Source organism: Streptomyces sp. NPDC015171, from assembly GCF_043079545.1.
Taxonomy (GTDB): domain Bacteria; phylum Actinomycetota; class Actinomycetes; order Streptomycetales; family Streptomycetaceae; genus Streptomyces.
This window is the reverse complement of record NZ_JBIBUO010000022.1, coordinates 80,635-96,197: the sequence shown is the minus strand read 5'-3', so window position 1 is coordinate 96,197 and position 15,563 is coordinate 80,635. Positions and strand designations below refer to the sequence as shown.

At 70.1% G+C, this 15,563-nt stretch carries 13 protein-coding genes and 1 pseudogene; 9 read left to right on the top strand and 5 right to left on the bottom strand.

Annotated elements, in window-relative coordinates:
- Positions 1–89 precede the first annotated feature (89 nt).
- Positions 90–4,157, bottom strand: coding sequence for a beta-galactosidase (locus ACF073_RS36810; RefSeq protein WP_392075854.1), 4,068 nt, complete (start codon positions 4,155–4,157; stop codon positions 90–92).
- Positions 4,158–4,808: 651 nt separating this feature from the next.
- Between ACF073_RS36810 and ACF073_RS36805 the strand changes: the two genes are divergently transcribed.
- Entirely contained in the window at positions 4,809–4,979 is a 171-nt protein-coding gene (locus ACF073_RS36805; protein ID WP_086727732.1) for a DUF5670 family protein, read from the top strand.
- A gap of 195 nt (positions 4,980–5,174) precedes the next feature.
- Here the strand turns inward: ACF073_RS36805 and ACF073_RS36800 are convergent.
- Positions 5,175–5,429: pseudogene (locus ACF073_RS36800) on the bottom strand (ABC transporter ATP-binding protein); the annotation flags it as partial.
- Positions 5,430–5,664: 235 nt separating this feature from the next.
- Between ACF073_RS36800 and ACF073_RS36795 the strand changes: the two are divergent.
- On the top strand, positions 5,665–6,492 hold the full coding sequence (locus tag ACF073_RS36795) for a hypothetical protein (RefSeq protein WP_392075852.1): 828 nt from the start codon (positions 5,665–5,667) through the stop codon (positions 6,490–6,492).
- On the opposite strand, the gene ACF073_RS36790 is transcribed toward ACF073_RS36795, so the two are convergent.
- Positions 6,474–6,641: a helix-turn-helix domain-containing protein gene (locus ACF073_RS36790; protein ID WP_392075851.1), complete on the bottom strand. Its 168-nt coding sequence runs from the start codon at positions 6,639–6,641 to the stop codon at positions 6,474–6,476. The two genes, ACF073_RS36795 and ACF073_RS36790, sit on opposite strands and share 19 nt — an antisense overlap.
- A gap of 391 nt (positions 6,642–7,032) precedes the next feature.
- On the opposite strand from ACF073_RS36790, the gene ACF073_RS36785 reads away from it, so the two are divergent.
- From ACF073_RS36785 to ACF073_RS36765, 5 genes are read left to right on the top strand one after another with little or no spacing between them, the layout of a single operon-like run.
- Complete coding sequence (locus ACF073_RS36785) at positions 7,033–7,701, top strand: DedA family protein (protein ID WP_392075850.1); 669 nt, start codon at positions 7,033–7,035, stop codon at positions 7,699–7,701.
- Entirely contained in the window at positions 7,698–8,303 is a 606-nt protein-coding gene (locus ACF073_RS36780) for a phosphatase PAP2 family protein (protein ID WP_392075849.1), read from the top strand. The genes ACF073_RS36785 and ACF073_RS36780 overlap by 4 nt, the downstream gene beginning before the upstream one ends.
- On the top strand, positions 8,300–9,007 hold the full coding sequence (locus tag ACF073_RS36775; RefSeq protein ID WP_392075848.1) for a phosphatase PAP2 family protein: 708 nt from the start codon (positions 8,300–8,302) through the stop codon (positions 9,005–9,007). The genes ACF073_RS36780 and ACF073_RS36775 overlap by 4 nt, the downstream gene beginning before the upstream one ends.
- On the top strand, positions 8,982–9,644 hold the full coding sequence (locus tag ACF073_RS36770) for a response regulator transcription factor (protein WP_392075847.1): 663 nt from the start codon (positions 8,982–8,984) through the stop codon (positions 9,642–9,644). Before ACF073_RS36775 ends, ACF073_RS36770 begins: the two co-directional genes overlap by 26 nt.
- Complete coding sequence (locus tag ACF073_RS36765) at positions 9,641–11,053, top strand: sensor histidine kinase (RefSeq protein WP_392075846.1); 1,413 nt, start codon at positions 9,641–9,643, stop codon at positions 11,051–11,053. Before ACF073_RS36770 ends, ACF073_RS36765 begins: the two co-directional genes overlap by 4 nt.
- Here the strand turns inward: ACF073_RS36765 and ACF073_RS36760 are convergent.
- Positions 11,034–11,933, bottom strand: a complete 900-nt coding sequence (locus tag ACF073_RS36760) for a hypothetical protein (protein ID WP_392075845.1) — start codon at positions 11,931–11,933, stop codon at positions 11,034–11,036. The genes ACF073_RS36765 and ACF073_RS36760 overlap by 20 nt on opposite strands.
- A gap of 155 nt (positions 11,934–12,088) precedes the next feature.
- Complete coding sequence (locus tag ACF073_RS36755) at positions 12,089–12,925, bottom strand: hypothetical protein (protein ID WP_392075844.1); 837 nt, start codon at positions 12,923–12,925, stop codon at positions 12,089–12,091.
- 173 nt (positions 12,926–13,098) lie between these two features.
- Between ACF073_RS36755 and ACF073_RS36750 the strand changes: the two genes are divergently transcribed.
- Positions 13,099–14,175 carry a sodium-dependent transporter gene (locus ACF073_RS36750; RefSeq protein ID WP_392075843.1) on the top strand — a complete coding sequence of 359 codons (1,077 nt, stop codon included), beginning with the start codon at positions 13,099–13,101 and terminating at the stop codon, positions 14,173–14,175.
- Between the two features lie 315 nt (positions 14,176–14,490).
- Complete coding sequence (locus ACF073_RS36745; protein ID WP_392075842.1) at positions 14,491–15,237, top strand: phosphotransferase family protein; 747 nt, start codon at positions 14,491–14,493, stop codon at positions 15,235–15,237.
- Positions 15,238–15,563 lie beyond the last annotated feature (326 nt).

Below are 15,563 nucleotides of genomic sequence, written 5' to 3'. Positions count from 1 at the left end.
GACATCGCCCGCGACCTCACCATCTGGTTGGCCGCCCGCGACTTCCCCCGACGGCCAACCAAACAGGGCAGCGATTTCTAAAACACGCTCTAGCCGCAGGTCAGCGTCGGAGTCCCCCAGTCCCCGTGGTCGTTGCCGTTGCCGTCGCCGGCGTCACCGACCTTGAGGTCGACCACTTGGGCGCCGCTCACGTCGACGTCGATCGGCACCGCGGCCTGTTTGCCGCGGATCGTCGGCGTGGTCACCAAGGTCTTGCCGTCGGCGACCACGGAGAACGTCACCGTTCCCGCACCGCCTGTCTCGTCGTCCACGCCGACGGTTGCCGTCAACCGGGAGCAGTTTCCGGCCAGGTAGAGCCGCACGTCGCTGGGCGAGTTGGTGCCCAGGCCCTTGGTGTAGGCGGTGCCGGCGATACTGATCGCCCGGCCGTCGCCGGCCGCCTGCTCGCCGACGCTGCTGTCGCGCTCCACCGGCCCCCAGCCGTTGGTGGACGACAGGAACGGCAGGCCGCTCACGGCGTTCTTGCCCGCCGGCGGTGCCGGCGGGATCCCGCCGACGATGCGCTCGTCACCGGCGGCAGCCTGCCTTCCGTCCTGCCGGTAGTGCAGCGTGGTGGTGAGTGCCGAGGCGGACGGGAGCTTCCCGGCGGGGGGTTCGACCGTCCACGTGAAGGTGGCTGATTGGCCTGGTTGCAGGCGCTTGACCGATGTGGGGCTCGGGGCGCCGACACTCCAGCCGTCGGGTGCGGACAGGGAGGCCGTCAGCTGGGAGGCGGCGCGCTGGTCCTTCGCTATCCGAACCGTGGTCCGGGCCGTGAAGGACTGTCCTGACTGGGCGGTGTCCGGGACGTCCAGGGTGACATCCGCGCCCGGGCGTTTCGGCATCGCGTACGTCCCGGCGTCGTAGCGGGGGCTGTCGTTCTGCGCGACGCGCAGGGATGAGGCGTAGCTGCCGTAGTTGGTGAGCGAGACCCTGCCGAGGCCGCCGGTGCCGCCGTCCAGGTTCCACACGGCGATGGCGATGCTGTTGTGGCCGTTCGGGTTCAGGATTCCGTTGGGTACGGGGAAGGTGTGCTGCGGGCCGAGGTAGTTGACGTAGTTGCCGACCTGCCAGCCGTTCACGAAGATCGTGGCACGGTATTTGCGTGACGGGTCGTCGGTGAACGTCAGCCCGAGCGAGGTGTCCTGGCCGTGCGGGAGGTCCAGGTCGGCGTCGGTGCGGTACCAGGACGCTCCGGGGCGGGTATCGGTCGTCGGCAGGGAGACCCGCTTCCAGTTGCCGTCCGGGTAGCCCGGCAGGGACCAGCCGGCCCGCTCGCCGTACAGGCCGCCCGTCGAGAGCGGGCCGCGCACCGTGTCCATGAGGTCCTCGCCGCCCCGTACGCCCTGAAGCCGCCAGGTGACGGAGGTCAGCGGGGCCCCGACGAGAGAGGCGCCGGTCAGGCCCCGCGCGGTCTTGTTGCCGTTGGTCGCGTTGTAGTCCTCCTCGTGCCCCATGTTCACGGTGAGTACGGAAATGACGTTGTCGCCCTTGGAGTTCACCGAGCCGGCCGGGAAGGCGAAGTCGGCACTTCCGGTGGTGGAGCTGCCGAGGAAGGCGCCGTTGAGCCAGGCGGAGAACGCCTGCGCATTTCCACCGGAGTCAGAGACCAGGTGGATGCCGGTCTCCTTGCCGCCGGCGCGGAAGCGTCCGCGGTACCACGTGTTGCCGGTGTGGAAGCCGTAGTCGTCCGCGTAGAGCACCGGTGGTGAGTCGCTGCCGGAGACGCTGTTGGTGGTCGTCCTGTCGGCCACCCGCCAGCTGGAGTCGTTGAAGTCGGCGGCCGCTTCGGGGGATTCCTCGGCGTGCTTCCAGTTGGTCAGCGCCGGCAGATGTACGGGGGCAGCCACCGGGATCTTCCCCGTGCGGCTTGCTGTGCCGGTGCCCTGGGTGTCCAGCGTGCTGCCGTTCCAGGTGACGCGGGCGGCGGACGTGAACACCTCGATGTTCTTGTCGTCGGCGTTGTCGCCGGTGAGCGCCAGGGTGCGGCCGCCGTCCAGGCTGGTCGCCGTCCGCAGTAGGTGGGTACCGCGCACGAGGACCGGGCCACTCGCCGTGTCCTGACGCCAGAACGTCTTTGCCGTGGCCTTGTCGCCGACGAGGAGCAGCAGCGGGCGCTGACCGCCGCCGCTGATGCTGATGCGGGTCAGGCCCTTGTGGGTGTAGTTCAGCCGCAGGTCACCGGTGGCGAGGTCCCAAGTGGTCTTGGCTGCACCGTCGTCGGTGGTCACGGTGGGTTTGGAGGAATAGCGCAGGACGGTTTCGCCGTCGCTGCCCGGGTCGCCGTAGAGCACGGCGGCGTCCCGGTTGCCGATGGTCGCGCTCGTCATGATCTCCGACGTGGAGTACCGCAACTGTGATTCTCCGAGGCGGTAGTTCGCCACGATCACGTGCGAGTCGCGTCCGTCGAGCGTGATCGCGGTGCCCGGCTGCTGCGGCACGACCGGGTAGGTCGGCGTCGCGGTGGCGGCCGTCGGCACGTCTATGGCGTCGACGGACACGTAGTTGTCCGACGAGCCCGAGCTGTGAGTCCCGTCGACGACGATCTTCAGGGTGTGCGCCCCGGATGTCAGGCCGGTCTTCTGGAAGACGACTGCCTGGTTCTCGCTGCCGGAGTCGTCGACCGTGGCCACCTTGGTGCCGTCGAGGTAGACGTCGGCGTTGCCGTGGTTGTCGGTCTTCGAGCCGATCCAGCGGATGGCGGTGCCGTCGAAGGGTACGGTGAGCGAGTCGCCGGCCTTGTTGGAGAACGACTCGGTGTGCTTGTAGTCGCCGTCGGTGTAGCTCTGGTCGGCCACGTGCGACCACGAACCGGTGTACTTCAGCGCGGAGTCGGGGTCGTCCCAGGTGTAGGTGGTGTCCGTGGACGGCTGGGTGTTGAAGTCCAGCGAGATGTGGGTCCTGTCGACGGCCGTGGACGTGGAGTTGCCGTGTCGCAGGACGTGGAACTGCGTCTTGGAGTCGGGGTTCATCCGGGCGGTGTCCACGACCGCGGAGTCGTCCGGCGGCGTGGCCCTGATCGCCTCGGTCTTGGTCAGCGGGGCGACCGACTGCGTGAAGTACCCGATCAGCTTGTCCTCGTCGTACTTCGGATCGAGCTGGCGGTTCTCGCGGATCGCGGCCCCGTAGTCGTAGGACGTGTAGTTCTCCGGCATACCCAGCCAGCCCCAGTTGGTGCCGCCGTAGGTCATGTAGAAGCTCTGCGCGGTGGCGCCGACGGCTATGTTCTGTTTGTAGAACACGTTGGCGAACTGGTCGTTGATCAGCTGGGCGCACTTGTCGTAGCCAGGTCCGCCCCAGGGGTCGAACGCGCCGCCCTGGAACTCCGGCGAGTACAGCGGCTTGCCGGCCGGGTGGTCGTAGCTGATGTCGGGGACGCCGTTCCACTTCGCGGGGTTGGAGCAGTTGAAGCCCTGCGGGTAGGAGTCCGGGCCGTCGACGTCCAGGGCGCCGGTGCCGGAGTTGAAGGTGCCGTTGTTGTTGCCGGTCAGTGGCACGGTGATGCCGTCGGCGCGGGCCGTGTCCTCCAGGTGCTTCATGTAGGAGCGGCCGGCGTCGGAGCCGTTGTAGTACTCGTTCTCGACCTGGTAGGCGATGACCGACCCGGTGCCGTTGGTCAGCTGGTGGCGGGCGATGATCCGGTCGATCCGGGTCAGCCACTCGTCCGCGTACTTCAAGAACCGCGGGTCGTCGCTGCGGTTGTTCCCGGCCTTGGTGGTCAGCCAGCCGGGCAGGCCGCCGCTGTCGACCTCCGCGTTGATGTACGGCGCCGGGCGCGCGATCACGTAGAGCCCGGCCTCCTCGGCCATGTCGAGGAGCTTGTCGACGTCGCGCACGCCACTGAAGTCGTACACGCCGGGTTTCGGCGAGTGGTAACCCCAGTCGAAGTACAGCGAGGTGGAGTTGAAGCCGGCGGCCTTCATCTTCTGGAAGATGTCGCGCCACAGGTCCTGGCTCGGGAGCCGGAAGTAGTGGAACTCGCCGGACCACAGGTAGGTGCGCTTGCCGTCGACGAGGAACGAGTACCCGTCCAGACTCACCGTGTGCGCCCGCGCGCCGACGGCGGGCGCGGCGGATACCCGCCCGCCGGCCTCCCGTGCCGCGGCGGGCGCGGTCATCCCCACGGCCAGGGCGATGGTCGCGGCCGACGCGAGGACCGCCCTCCACCACCGAAGCCGACCGTGTCTCGCACTCTCCGAACCGATCCAACTACCCCGCACTGCGGCCTCCTTACCGCCCAAGCAATCAGAGTCGAACAGACTCAGGCAAAGCCGAACAGTAAAGGGGCACAAGGCTCAACACAATGGGGCGGGAGAAGACGGTCGAGATGGAGGGGGGCGGACGGACAGCCATGGGCCAGTGCCGGGACCGCCGATCCGCCGCAGGGGGCCTGGCCGCGGTAACCGGTCCGTCCCCGGGCGGAGCGTCGTGGCGGTCAACAGCCTTCGGGTGGACCACGGTTGGCGCTACTCCGCTCCGCGTGCCAGGCACGCGCCGGCGTCCGACATGGTCGAGCGGCGGCGACGTCGCTCCCGCCACCCCCGCTCCAAGTCGTCGCCGAGCATGTGTCGCCATCCTCGGACTGCGGCAAGCGACTTACTCGGTGCTCGACCTCCCGGTCTGCTGTGGCGCCAGGCGCTGTAGTGCGTGAGATGCGCGTGAGGGGGAAACGTTCACTGCGCATGCCCTTCATCCAGTGAAAGAAACTCACTGTTTGTGTGCTTGTAGGGGTGAAGTAAGGGCATGCGGTGGTCAGGAGGTTGATAACAATGGTTCCCCTGCTTCTGGTTCTTCTGCTGGCTCTGATCCTCTTCGGCGCGGGCTTCGCGCTGAAGGCACTGTGGTGGATCGCGGTGATCGTGCTCGTCGTGTGGCTGCTGGGCTTCGTTGTCCGGTCCGCGGACAGCGGTGGCCGAAGGGGCCGCTGGTACCGCTGGTAGGCGGCAGCGCCTGAGCACGGCGACACGCTGCGTGAACAAGTGGGGCCCGGCCGGACACGGCCGGGCCCCACGCGTGTCAGGGGGTGGCATCTGTCGTGGCTGGAAGAGATCGGGCGTATCGGACGCACGGCAGGGTACGCGTGCAAAGCGGCGGCCCCGCGGAACCAGCAGTGGAACCCTGCCTCCTAAGTTCCACGGGGCCGTCGCACCCGGTTCCAGCAGCGCCCCGACATCCTGGAGCGGTGCCCGGTGGTGGGCACAGCGGCGGCCGTTGACGGTCACGGTGCCGCGCGTCGGGGCGTGGAGCCCGATGATCAGGTGCATGGTGGTGGATTTGCCGGCATCGTTTGGGGTCGAGGAGCCGGTCGTGCCGGGCTTCACGACGAAGTCCAGGCTCCGAATCGCCCCCGTTCCGTGGTCCCGGCGTCCGAACCGGGTTTCACGGGTAATGCCGCGGTACTGCGCGGGGGCGCGTTCCTGCCGCGTAGAGCGAGCTGAGTGTCGTCCGAGCTCGGTGAAAAACTACGGATATCAGCTGCCCTGCCGGTCTGACCAGGTCATTTGCCAATGTGTTCAGGTTGCTTTCAGGCTCACCGCGCAAAATTGAAACTCGTGCACCGGAAGCGCCAAAGCAATGGCAAAGGCGTCTATGGAAAGGGGAGTTCCCCGTGTCATGGTGCGCTCCATGACAACAGAGCACCTCTTCGATGACCGCCCCCTTGCTCCCCTCCGCACCATGGCGAACAAGGTGCCGGAAGTGACCGTCTACTTCTGGATCATCAAGGTGCTGACCACCGGGATGGGCGAGACTGCCTCGGACCTCCTGGCCCGTCTGCTCGGCCCGGTGCCGGCGGTCGCGTCCGGCGGACTCGTCCTGGTCGCTTCCCTGGCCGTGCAGTTCGCCGTCCGCCGCTACATCGCGTGGGTGTACTGGACGGCCGTCGTCATGGTCAGTGTGTTCGGCACGATGGCCGCCGATGTCCTGCACGTGGGCCTCGGCGTCGCGTACACGACGTCCACGCCACTCTTCCTCGTCGCGCTGGGAGGGGTCTTCGCCCTCTGGTACGCCAGCGAGCGGACCCTGTCCATCCACGGCATTCACACCCGGCGCCGCGAGGCGTTCTACTGGGCCGCCGTCCTTGCCACCTTCGCCCTGGGTACGGCCGCGGGCGACCTGACCGCCACCACCGGCTTCGGTTACGCGGGCTCCGTCGTCCTCTTCGCCGCGGCGATCTGCGTGCCCGCGACGGCACACCGGTTCGGCGCGCTGAACGCCGTCACCGCCTTCTGGACCGCCTACGTCATCACCCGCCCCCTCGGCGCCTCGCTCGCCGACTGGATGGCGCTCGGGCACGGCCGGGGCGGTCTCGGACTGGGACTGGCGCCGGTCACCCTCGCCTGGACCGTCGCCATCGTCTGCTTCGTCGGCTACCTGGCCGTCACCCGTCGGGACGCGTCCGGCACCGCGGCGCCGCGGCGCACGGGGCCCGGCCGTCATGGTTCCAGCCGGTAGCCGTGCCTCCGCAAGGTGACGATGCGCGGCAGCCGGTGCGGTCGGCCGCACGCGTCGGCCGCCATCACGAGGCGGCGGCGGAGGCCGGCCATGGTGACGCCGAGCGTCTTCGTGGGGCCGAACCAGTTCTCGTCCCGGACCTGCGCCATCAGGGTTTCACGCGAGACCGCCGCGCCCGGCTGCCGGGCGAGCCCGGCGGGCGGTTCCGGCGCGCGCCCGAGGCGGGGGCCTGCGGGGCCCGCACCCGCCGGGGCACTGCCCGGCCTTCGCCGCCAGCGCGCGCCGGGGAGGGCGGTGCGGTCGCGAGTGGCGCTCGTCCGATCGCACGGGCGACGACGGGGCGGTCGCCGACCCGCGCGCGGTCTCCTCGTCGGCCCAGCGCTCCGGGACGAAGGACCGCCGCTGGTGAATGCCGCGCGGCCGGGAACGCACGCGGGGCGTCCATCGTCTACAGTTCAGTAGACGGTCTACTTGTGTGTAGTCCGTGGTGGCTCTGCCTCCACTCGCTTCAGGTCGTCCGCAGGGAAGGGTTCCGACCGAATGACCGCACCGATGCACCTGGCTTCGCAACTCGCCGTGAACGTCCTCGACGCCCAGTCGTTGCTGACCGCCTTCGGCGTGCTGGGCGTCGGCGTGGTGCTGTTCGCCGAGACGGGCCTGCTCGTCGGGTTCTTCCTGCCGGGCGATTCCCTGCTGTTCACGGCGGGCCTGCTGTGCACGAACACGGCGGACAGAGCGGTGCACCTGTCGCTCGTGCCCTTGCTCACCGCCGCGGCCGTCGGTGCGCTGGCCGGGGCGCAGTGCGGTTACCTGATCGGACGGCGGGCCGGCGGTGCGCTGCTCGCCCGCAGCCGCTCGCAGCGGCTGCACGAGGGCGCGAAGCGGGCGGAGGAACTGCTGGAGCGCTACGGGTACGCGAAGGCGATCGTGCTGGCCCGGTTCATCCCGGTGGTGCGCACGGTCCTCAACCCGCTGGCGGGAGTGCTGGAAGTACCCGTACGGACCTTCACCCTGTGGCAGATGGCCGGCGGCCTCGTCTGGAGTGTCGGTGTCACGCTCGCGGGGTACGCGCTGGGCTCCTCGATCCCGAACGTCGACCGCTATCTCCTGCCGCTGGTCGCCCTCATCGTCGTCGTCTCCCTGATCCCCGTCCTGGCCGAGGTTCTGCGCGGCCGGCGAGTCGCCAAGGCGAAGGGGACGCAGCAGTGATCATGGCCTTCGACGGTTCCTCCATCGACGGGTCCGTCTACGCCGACGTGGTGCGCCGGGCGGAGCACGCGCCAGGCTGGCTGGACGACACGGTGTCGGTCTGGTCGACGTTCGGACTCGCGGTGTTCGCCGTCCTCATGGTCGTCGGCTGGTGGCAGGCCCGCCGGACGGGGGCGGCGGACGCGGTGACGGCGCTGGCGGTGCCGGTCGTCGTGATCGTGGCGTACGGCGTGGACATGGGGGTGAAACTGATCGTGCGCGAGGACCGGCCGTGTCAGAGCCTGCACGCGCTGACGCTGGAGGCGTGTCCGGCGCCCGGTGACTGGTCGTTCCCCAGCAATCACACGGCACTCGCGGCCGCCGCCGCCGTGGCCCTGACGTTCGTCTCGCGTCGGCTGGGTGCCGTAGCGGTCGTGGCCGCGCTGGCGATGGGTGCCTCCAGGGTGTGGGTGGGCGCACACTACCCGCACGACGTCCTGGCCGGGGCGGTTGTCGGCGGGCTGGTGGCGCTGACCGCGATGCTCGTCCTGCGCCCCCGATCGGGAACCATGGCGCGACGGCTCGCGGCCGTCCGCCTTGGCGCCCTGCTGCTGGCCGCATGAACCGCCGTGACGTCGCCGACGTGGCCGGCACCGTCGGCCTCAGTGCCTGGGGGGCGTTCGGACTACTGACCGCGGCCGTCGTCACCGGTGCCGGTGACGCATTCTGGCCGGACCACAGCTTCCTCGCGTGGTCGGTGGGGCACCGCCCCCACACGGTCGTGACCCTGGCGCGCGGCGTGACGGCCACGGGGACCGGGGCGATCCCCTACGTGCTCGCCGTCCTGGCCGGCCTTGTGGCGGGACGGTCGGCCCGGCACCGGCTGCTGGCCGCAGCCGTCTTCGCAAGCTGCCTCGCGGCGGGCCAGACCCTGCGCCACGGTGTGATGGAACTGGTCCGGCGCGCCCGGCCGCCACTGACGGACTGGGCCACGCACGCTTCCGGCTGGGCGTTTCCCTCCGGGCACGCCACCACGGCCGCCCTCACCGCCGGGCTGCTGATGGTCGCCGTGACCTTGCGGGCTCCGCGCGGGGCGACAGGGCTGCGGCTGGTCATCGGATGCTGGGGTGCGCTCGTCGGGCTGACCCGGATCTACCTCGGGGTGCATTGGTTCACCGATGTCGTCGGCGGGTGGCTGTTCGCCGTCGGCTGGCTGGGAGTGTGCCTGTGGGCGGCGGCCCGATGGCTGCCCGGACCGTTCATCGCGGGCACGGCGCCCGCCCTGGCACCCGGGAAGGACCATGCGCCCCAAGATCCTGGTCATTGAGGACGATCACGCACTGCGGGATGTGCTGCGCCGCGGTCTGTCCGACGAGGGCTTCGCCCCCGTCCTCGCGGCCGACGGCGCGACGGGCCTGCGCCTGGCCGCCGACGACGTGTCGGCGGCGGTCCTCGACGTAGGACTGCCCGACGCGGACGGACGGGATGTGTGCCAGGCCATGCGGGCGAACGGCTTCCAGGCCCCCGTGATCTTCCTGACCGCCCGGCACCGGATCACGGACCGGCTGTCCGGGTTCTCCGCCGGCGGCGACGACTACCTGCCCAAGCCGTTCCACCTCGCCGAACTCACCGCCCGGCTGCGAGCGGTACTCAGAAGGACGGCCGCACCCGTCCCGGCCTCGGCCGGTGACCTGGTCCTCGACGCGGTGGACCACAGCGTCACCGCGCACGGCGTCCGGGTCGCCCTTTCCCCGACGGAGTTCCGGCTGCTCGCCACCCTCGCAGCCGCCGACGGCACCATCGTGCGCCGCGGCGACCTTGCCCGGGCCGGCTGGCCCGAAGGCGCCCAGGTCAGTGAGAACACCCTGGACCAGTACCTGACCCGGCTGCGCCGCAAGCTCCGCGAGGCGGGCAGCAGCCTCACGATCGGTACGGCGCGCGGTGTCGGGCACCGCCTGTCATGAGGGGTCTCCCACGTCACCTGGTTCCGCGCACGCTGCGCGGGCGGCTCTCCCTGGTGGCTCTGACCACTGCCGCTCTTCTGATGACGATCCTGACCGTGGTGTTCAACGTCGCCGTGGACCGGCATCTGCAGCGTCAGGCGGACGACGAACTCCGCAACCGGGCAGCCGCCGTCGCCACCACCATCGACACCAGTGGCGCGCGCGTGCGAGTCCTTGAGACGGCCGCCGACCACCTCCTCGACACGAACGTATGGATCTACGCGGACGGACGGCTGCTGGAGAAACCGCCTTCCACCGCCGCCGGCAGTCCGCCGGCCCGGGCCGCCGGCCGACTGGCCGCGCAGGCCGCCCAGGGCGGGCAGGGCGGCCAGGGCGCGCAGAGCAGGCAGGGCGGGCAAGGCTGCTCGACCACCAAGGGGCCCGAACCCGTGCGCCTGTGCTCACTGGCCGTCCCCGGCGGTCAGCGCGCCACCGTCGTCACCGCCCTGGACCTCAGCCCCTACCGGAGCTCCGCCGACACGCTGCTCCTCGGATCGCTGATCCTGGACGGCGTGATGCTCGTGTGCACCTACGCGCTCACCCGCCTGTCCGTCGGCCGGGCCCTGCGCCCGGTGCGGACGATGACCGACCAGGCCACCCAGTGGAGCGCCGTGGGCTCCGACGACCGCTTCGACACCGAAGGCCACCCCGTCGAACTCGCCCGTCTGGGCACCTCCCTGGACGCGCTTCTGGACCGCATACGGACTGTGCTGCGCCACGAGCGGCAGCTGACCGGGGAGCTCTCGCACGAGCTGCGGACGCCGCTCACCCGGATCGTCATCGAGCTCGACTGGCTGCGCTCCCGACACCGTTCCGCCGAGGAGGTCCACGCCGCCCATGAGGTGATAGCGGAGGCCGCGCAGTCGATGCGGACGATCTGCGACACGCTCCTCGACGACACCCGTGAGAGTGCGCTCAAGCCCATGACGGCCCCCGGCGCCACCGACATCGGGCCCGTCCTCGACGGCCTGCTCCAACGCCTCGATGCACCGGAGCACGTCAAGGCCACCGCGGAGAGCGCCGCTCCGGTGCTGTGCGCCGCGGTCGCGCCGGCTCTCCTCGAACGGATCGTCAGCCCGTTGCTCGCCAACGCCGTCCGCTACGCCCGCTCCAGCATCGCCCTGTCCGCGTGGCGCACGCAGGGCACCGTACACATCCGCGTCGACGACGACGGGCCCGGGGTGCCGGAGTCGTTCGTCGGCGAGTTGTTCCAACCCGGGCGGCGTGCCGACGCAGGCGACGGGCATGACGGCGCGGGCCTGGGGCTGCCGCTCGCACGCCGCCTGGCCCGCGCCGTCGGAGGCGAGGTGTCCTACGACCCCGAGTACGCGCCCGGAGCCAGGTTCATGGTCAGTCTGCCCGCCGGCTGACCCGTTCCCGCCCCGCGGTCCGCGCCGCGGACGCCCTGCGCTCCCGTACGTGGGCGTATGCCATCAGGCCGAACAGGACGGCGAGAAGCACAGCGGACGAGCCCGCGGTCCCGAGGTCCAGACCGCCCTTGGCGACGGGTTTGGTGAGGAAGTCTCCCGCGGTCGCGCCGAGCGGACGAGTGAGGACGAAGGCGATCCAGAACAGCAGCACGTTCGGTACGGCGGGCACCTTCATCAGCACCGCGAGCACGGTGAGCACTCCGGTCACCAGCAGCGCGCCCCCGGCATACCCGAGGCCGGAGCTGTCGGACAGGAAGTCCCCCATCGAGGTGCCGAGGGTGTTGGACACCAGGATCGCGGCCCAGAACAGAGCCTCGGCCCGGAAACTGACGATGTCACGGATCTGGAAGGTCATCCCGCTCAGCTTCCAGACGAGGAAGATCGACAGCAGGATCGAGATCAGGATCGCCGCTCCGGCCGGATAGCCCAGGCCGAGGCCCTGCGGACCCCAGCCGAGGGCCTTGGCGCCGCCAGACAGGTACTTGCTGCTGGCGTCGCGGTTCATGAAGTCGGACATCGTGGTGCCGGCCATGCTGGTCGACAGGATCACGGTCCAGTAGAAGAACGGGTTGTAGTGGCTCGACCGCAGCTGGACCACCAACGTCACCACGAAGACCGCGAAGAGGGCGATCGTGGTGAGGAAGTATCCGAGCTTCAGGGTCTGCGCGAAGAGGTCGCCCGCCGTCTCGCCCAGAGTCGTCGCGGCGATCTTCATGATCCAGAAGATCAGCGTGACTTCGGGTAGTTTCTTCATCACCGACTGGGTCGTACTCGACGTGCTCGCCCTGTCGACGTCGGCGAGGACCTCATGCTTCTCCATGTCAACGGCTCCTGTCCGGTCGAACGACAGGGCGCCCGTCGCGCAACGCGCACGGACGCCCTGTGGAGATGAGGGGGGCCGCAGCAGGCGGCCGGCATCATCGACCTTGACACAGCGGGCCTGAAAGTATCCTGAACGCCTGCCGGACAGACGCTTCAGGCCGTCTGGCGGGCGCCCTGAACCGGCTCGGCGACGTCCTCGCGGGTCACGGACAGGTACACCACCAGCCCGAGGATCACCGCCACGAACAGCACACTGGTCACGACGGTGCCCAGCCCCAGGCCGCCGTCGACCGACGGCTGGGAGAGATAGTCACCGATCGACGCACCGAGCGGGCGCGTCAGGATGTACGCGATCCAGAAACTCCATACCGCGTTCAGCCCCAGCGCGAAGCGCGGGACGGCGACCGCCGCGATGGCGAGGGCGAACAGCACAGCGGACAGCCAGTAGCCGAGATCCATGCGCTCCGACACCAGGTCGCCGGCCGCCGTGCCCAGGGCGAAGGTGAACAGGACGGCAAGCCAGTAGAAGGACTCGCGGCTGGTGGTGTCGATGTGATGGATGGACAACGTCCGCTCACGCCAGTACCAGACACCGAACACGACGGCGAGTGCGATGGCGAACACCGTGGTACTGGTCTCCAGCGGCACGCCCATGTTGTCGGTGAGATTGTCGCTGATCAGCGTGCCGACGACACTGATCAGGGCCACGGCCAGCCAGTACACGCCCGCCCGGTAGGCGCTCGTCCGGAACTGCACGACCAGCACCACGGCAAGCAGGCCGCTCATCAGGAGCGACACGCCGGTCAGGCCCAGCCCCGCCTTCTCGTTCAGCAGGTCGGCAGCGGTCTCACCCACCGTCGTGCACAGCACCTTGATGACCCAGAAGAAGACGGTGACCTCGGGCACCTTGTTCCAGCGCGACCGGCGGGACGGCGCCGCAGGGCCGCTCCCCCCCGCTATGGCGGAGTTCTCAGATGTCTCGTACGTCATGAGGCCCCACCGTGGCACCGGGCACCTGAACGCATCCTGACTGCCGCGTGGCACCGCACACCCTGACCGGCCGCGGACCGTCAGCATGGAAGTCATGAACATGCGCGCGCCCCACCTGTGCATAGCGGCCTTCCGTCCCGCCGCCCCTGCCCCTGTGACGGAAGACAGCCGCTGTGCACACCCGAGCCGCCGACCACCTTCCCAGTGCTCGCCCAGCGAACTGGCTGCGCCGTCGACTCGGCCGGGCCGCCGCCCTCTCCTACACGGCGGCCGTACTGCTGCCGGAGCCTGGACTCTGGCTGCGCCGACCCCACGCCCTGCCATGTGACGAGTCGGCCCATGTGCCCCTGGCCGCCGCCCCGCTCCTGCTCGCGCTGGTTCTCCTCGCAGCCGGACTCCAGGTACCGCTCCGCGCGCTGGGCAGCCTGTTGCGACGCCCCGAGGCTCTGCTGGCCGGGCTCCTCCTGCACGTGGCGATTCCCCTGCTGGTCATCCCGGCCGTCGCGTTCCTGCTGCGCCAGACCCCCGACACGGACGGCGGCAGCGGCCTGGTCACCGCGATGATCCTCATCGTGTCGATGCCCGTGGCCGCCGGAGCGACCGTATGGACCAGCAAGGGCCAAGGCGACCAGCCGACGATGGTGGGGCTCGTACTCGCCTCCACCCTCCTCAGTCCGCTCACCACCCCTGTGGTCATCACCGCGCTGGCTCCGCTTCTCAGCGACGACTACGCGCAGGCCCTCATGGGGGCCGGGAACGCAGGCGGAGGCGCTTTCGGCCTCCTGGACGTGGTACTGCCCTGTGCGGCCGGCGTTCTGTGCCGACTGGTGCTGCCCCTGTCATGGCTGGGGCAGGCATGGCGCTTCGTGGAGCCCGCGGCTATGGCCGGCTCCGTGGTCCTGACCTACGTCAACGCGAGCGGCGCCCTCGGCTCGTTCCTCACCCGCCCGCGCCCCCTTCTCCTCGGCGCCGCGCTGACGGTCGCGGCGCTGGTCTGCCTGGTGTCGTTCACCGTCGGCCGCTGGTTCGCCCGTCTCCTGCGGCTCACCCCCTCCGCAGCCTCGTCGCTCACCCTGTCCTGCGGCATGAACAACAGCAGCGCCGGCGCGGTCGTGATCACAACGACCTTGCCGGACAAGCCCCACCTGCTGCTACCGGTCATCGCCTATGGACTGCTGCAGAAGATGGCGGCCGACAGAGTCGTGCGTGGCCGCGCCGCACGCCCGACGGAACCGGAAGGCGCGTCCTGACAGCACAACAGGAAGGCACACCGGTGAAGGCACACCGCTCGGCCATGCGCCGGGCGTGTTCCAGTCGAGGGCCCTCCGGGTGCGCATGGGGCCCGAGACCTGTCGCGGGCTACCCGTCCTGGGGACGAGGCCAGGTAGCAGGTGATGTCAGGGGAGGGGCGGATATTGGGCTGGTCGGCTGTCTCCGGGACGCGGGCGTTCGTGTTCGGTGGCGGCCCTGGTCCTGGACGGCGCGGTGGTCGCCGGCTGCCGGAGCCCGTCACCGCGCGATAAACCTGGCGACGTCGGCGATCGTCCCCGGGATACTGGTCGCCCATGGATGAGGTCAAAGTCGTCGTCGCCCATTCCGAGCGCGCGACTCTGCGCGTCGGTGATGTGTTCTTGAAGGTGGACTCCGATCAGGCGCGCATCGACGTCGAGGTCGAGGCCATGTCCCTCGCGCCGGTCCCGACCCCGGAGGTCTTGTGGCGCAAGCCGCCCGTGCTCGCGATCGCCGCACTCCCGGGGACGACGCTGGGGCGCCTCGGCGGGCCGTCGACCGGGTCGCCGGCGGCGTGGGCCGCGGCGGGCGCCGCCATCCGAAAGCTGCACGAAGCGCCCCTGCCGTCCCGGCCGGGCCGGGCCGGCCGGAGCATCGTCGCGCTGGCGGCGGAACTCGACGACGAGTGCGAGTTGCTCGTGACGAACGGTGTCCTGCCCGCTGACCTGGTCACCCGCAACCGCCAGGTCGCCGAGGCCGCGCTCCGGCCGTGGACTCCGGCGTTCACGCACGGCGACCTGCAGATCGCGCACGTCTTCGTCGACGGCGACGAGGTCACGGGCATCATCGACTGGTCCGAGGCGGGCCAGGGTGATGCCCTGTACGACCTCGCCACCTTCACGCTCGGACACGAGGAGCACCTCGACGACGTCATCGCCGGCTATGGCACCGACGTCGACCTCGACGTGATCCACGCGTGGTCGTCGCTGCGAAGCCTGCTGGCGGTTCGCTGGCTGATCGAGCACGGCTTCGACCCGTTCGCGCCGGGCTGTGAGGTCGACGTGCTGAGATCCCGGATGTGAGGCTGCGCGGCCCGGACTGCCACGACGGCGCTTGCCTTCTGACGCACCGAGCGGGCCACCCCTGGGGCGATCGCCAGCCCCTCCTCTCGACAAGTGCGGTGCGCAGTCGTCGCCAGCAGATGACGGCGCGGGCCGAGGGTGACGAACGCGTAGTGGACGTCGTCCCGGATCTCCCGGCCCGCAGCTCGCAGAGCAGCAGTTCGCACCGTCGCCGCGCTGTGCCGGACGTACGACGCCGTCGCGCACCAGCAGGCGGCGCCGTCTCCCGCGCTCGCGCGGAGCGCTGCGCCGCACAGGACGATGCCGTCGCAGTGCACCCGGTGCGC

Bases quoted from the DNA above. Each gene is read 5' to 3' on its own strand.
- ACF073_RS36810 (WP_392075854.1), bottom strand. From the start codon at position 4,157: ATGACCGCGCCCGCCGCGGCACGGGAGGCCGGCGGGCGGGTATCCGCC.
- ACF073_RS36805 (WP_086727732.1), top strand. From the start codon at position 4,809: ATGGTTCCCCTGCTTCTGGTTCTTCTGCTGGCTCTGATCCTCTTCGGC.
- ACF073_RS36795 (WP_392075852.1), top strand. From the start codon at position 5,665: ATGACAACAGAGCACCTCTTCGATGACCGCCCCCTTGCTCCCCTCCGC.
- ACF073_RS36790 (WP_392075851.1), bottom strand. From the start codon at position 6,641: ATGGCGCAGGTCCGGGACGAGAACTGGTTCGGCCCCACGAAGACGCTC.
- ACF073_RS36785 (WP_392075850.1), top strand. From the start codon at position 7,033: ATGACCGCACCGATGCACCTGGCTTCGCAACTCGCCGTGAACGTCCTC.
- ACF073_RS36775 (WP_392075848.1), top strand. From the start codon at position 8,300: ATGAACCGCCGTGACGTCGCCGACGTGGCCGGCACCGTCGGCCTCAGT.
- ACF073_RS36770 (WP_392075847.1), top strand. From the start codon at position 8,982: ATGCGCCCCAAGATCCTGGTCATTGAGGACGATCACGCACTGCGGGAT.
- ACF073_RS36765 (WP_392075846.1), top strand. From the start codon at position 9,641: ATGAGGGGTCTCCCACGTCACCTGGTTCCGCGCACGCTGCGCGGGCGG.
- ACF073_RS36760 (WP_392075845.1), bottom strand. From the start codon at position 11,933: ATGGAGAAGCATGAGGTCCTCGCCGACGTCGACAGGGCGAGCACGTCG.
- ACF073_RS36755 (WP_392075844.1), bottom strand. From the start codon at position 12,925: ATGACGTACGAGACATCTGAGAACTCCGCCATAGCGGGGGGGAGCGGC.
- ACF073_RS36745 (WP_392075842.1), top strand. From the start codon at position 14,491: ATGGATGAGGTCAAAGTCGTCGTCGCCCATTCCGAGCGCGCGACTCTG.